Annotated in this window: 1 protein-coding gene; it reads left to right on the forward strand. The window is 72.9% G+C overall.

Translation table 11 applies throughout. The annotated features are described in order from the left end of the window. On the forward strand, positions 1-1,942 hold a 1,942-nt coding region (locus J0670_RS39760), incomplete at both ends, for an ABC transporter ATP-binding protein (RefSeq protein ID WP_243438045.1).

The following is a 1,942-nucleotide window of genomic DNA, read 5'->3' on the forward strand; positions in this document are numbered from 1 at the left end:
GCAGCGGCTGGCTGCGCCGGCTGGCCGGCTACAGCTGGCGGTCCCGCCGCAGTCTGCTGCTCGCCTTCGGCGCCTCGCTCCTCGGCATGGCCGTCACCGCGCTGGTGCCACTGGTCACCAAGCTGATCATCGACGACGTCATCGTCGCCCACACCCGCTCGCTGACCCCCTGGGCGGTGGTGCTGCTGCTCGCCGCCGTCGTGGTCTTCGGCTGCACCCAGGTCCGCCGCTACTACGGCGGCCAGCTCGCCGTCGATGTCCAGCACGACCTGCGCAGCGACCTGTTCCGCTCGCTCGGCCGGCTCGACGGCCACCGTCAGGACCGTCTGGACACCGGCCAGGTGGTGGGGCGCGCGACCTCGGACCTCCAGCTGATCAACGGCCTGCTCTCGATGCTGCCGATGATGACCGGCTACCTGCTGATGTTCGTCATGTCGCTGGTCGTGATGGTCTGGCTGTCCCCGCCGCTCACCCTGATCGCCCTGGTGATGGCCCCCGCGCTGTGGTGGGTCAGCGTGCTCAGCCGCAAGCGCCTGTTCCCCGCGACCTGGGCCGCCCAGCAGGAAGCGGCCGCCGTCGCGGGCGTGGTGGACGGCGCGATCGGCGGCGTCCGCGTGGTCAAGGGATTCGGCCAGGAGGCGCAGGAGCAGGACAAGCTCGAACGGGCCTCCCGCAACCTCTTCGCCGCCCGGCTCCGGTCGATCCGCCTCAACGCCCGCTACAACCCGGCGATGCAGGCGATCCCGGCCCTTGCCCAGGTCGCGGTGCTGGCCTTCGGCGGCTGGCTGGCCGTCGACGGGAGGGTCTCGCTCGGGACCTTCGTCGCCTTCTCCACGTACGTCGCGCAGATGACCGGCCCGGTGCGGATGCTGACCATGGTCATCACGGTCGGCCAGCAGGCGCGGGCGGGCGTCGAGCGCGTCCTGCAGCTGATCGACGAACGCCCACTGGTCCAGGAGCACCCGAACGCGCTCACCCTGGACCTCACGCACGGCGGCGCCCTGGATCTCACGCACGGCGGCACCCCGGACCGCGCGCACGGCGGCACCCCGGGCCGCACGCCCGACAACGCCTCGAACGGTGCCACCGTCGGCCCCCGGAACCCCGAGGTCGCCCTGGAGTTCGACCGGGTCGAGTTCCGCTACGACCCCGAGCACCCCGCCCCCGTCCTGCACGGCCTCAGCCTGAAGCTGGCCCCCGGTGAGACCCTCGCCCTGGTCGGCGCTTCCGGCTCCGGCAAGTCGACGGTCGCCCAGCTGGTGCCCCGCTTCTACGACCCGGCGGCCGGTACCGTCCGGCTCTACGGCCACGACCTGCGCGACCTCACCCTGGACTCGGTCCGCGCGGCGGTCGGCATCGTCCCCGAGGAGAGCTTCCTCTTCTCGGAGTCGGTCCGCACCAACATCGCCTACGGCCGCCCGGACGCCACCGACGAGCAGATCGTCGCCGCCGCCCGCGCCGCCCAGGCCGACGAGTTCGTCCGCGCCCTGCCGGACGGCTACGAGACCAAGGTCGGCGAACAGGGCCTGACGCTCTCCGGCGGCCAGCGCCAGCGCATAGCCCTGGCCCGGGCGATCCTCACCGACCCCCGGATCCTGTTGCTGGACGACGCCACCTCGGCGGTGGACCCGCAGATCGAGGCGGAGATCCACGACGCGCTGCGCTCGGTGATGACCGGCCGCACCACCCTGCTGATCGCCCACCGCCGCTCGACCCTCCAACTCGCCGACCGGATCGCCATCCTGGAGCGCGGTCGACTGCTGGACATCGGTACGCACGAGGAACTCGACGCCCGATGTCCCCAGTACCGCGCCCTGATCACCGACCCCGAGGCCGGCCGCACCCCCGAGCCGCAGCCCGCGTCCCCGTCCCAGCCCCTGTCCGGCCGGCCCGAGACGGGGCAGCCAGAGACGGGGCAGTCCGAGACCGGCCGGCCCGAGAG

This window comes from Streptomyces sp. FH025, from assembly GCF_017427025.1.
In the GTDB taxonomy this organism is placed as follows: domain Bacteria; phylum Actinomycetota; class Actinomycetes; order Streptomycetales; family Streptomycetaceae; genus Kitasatospora.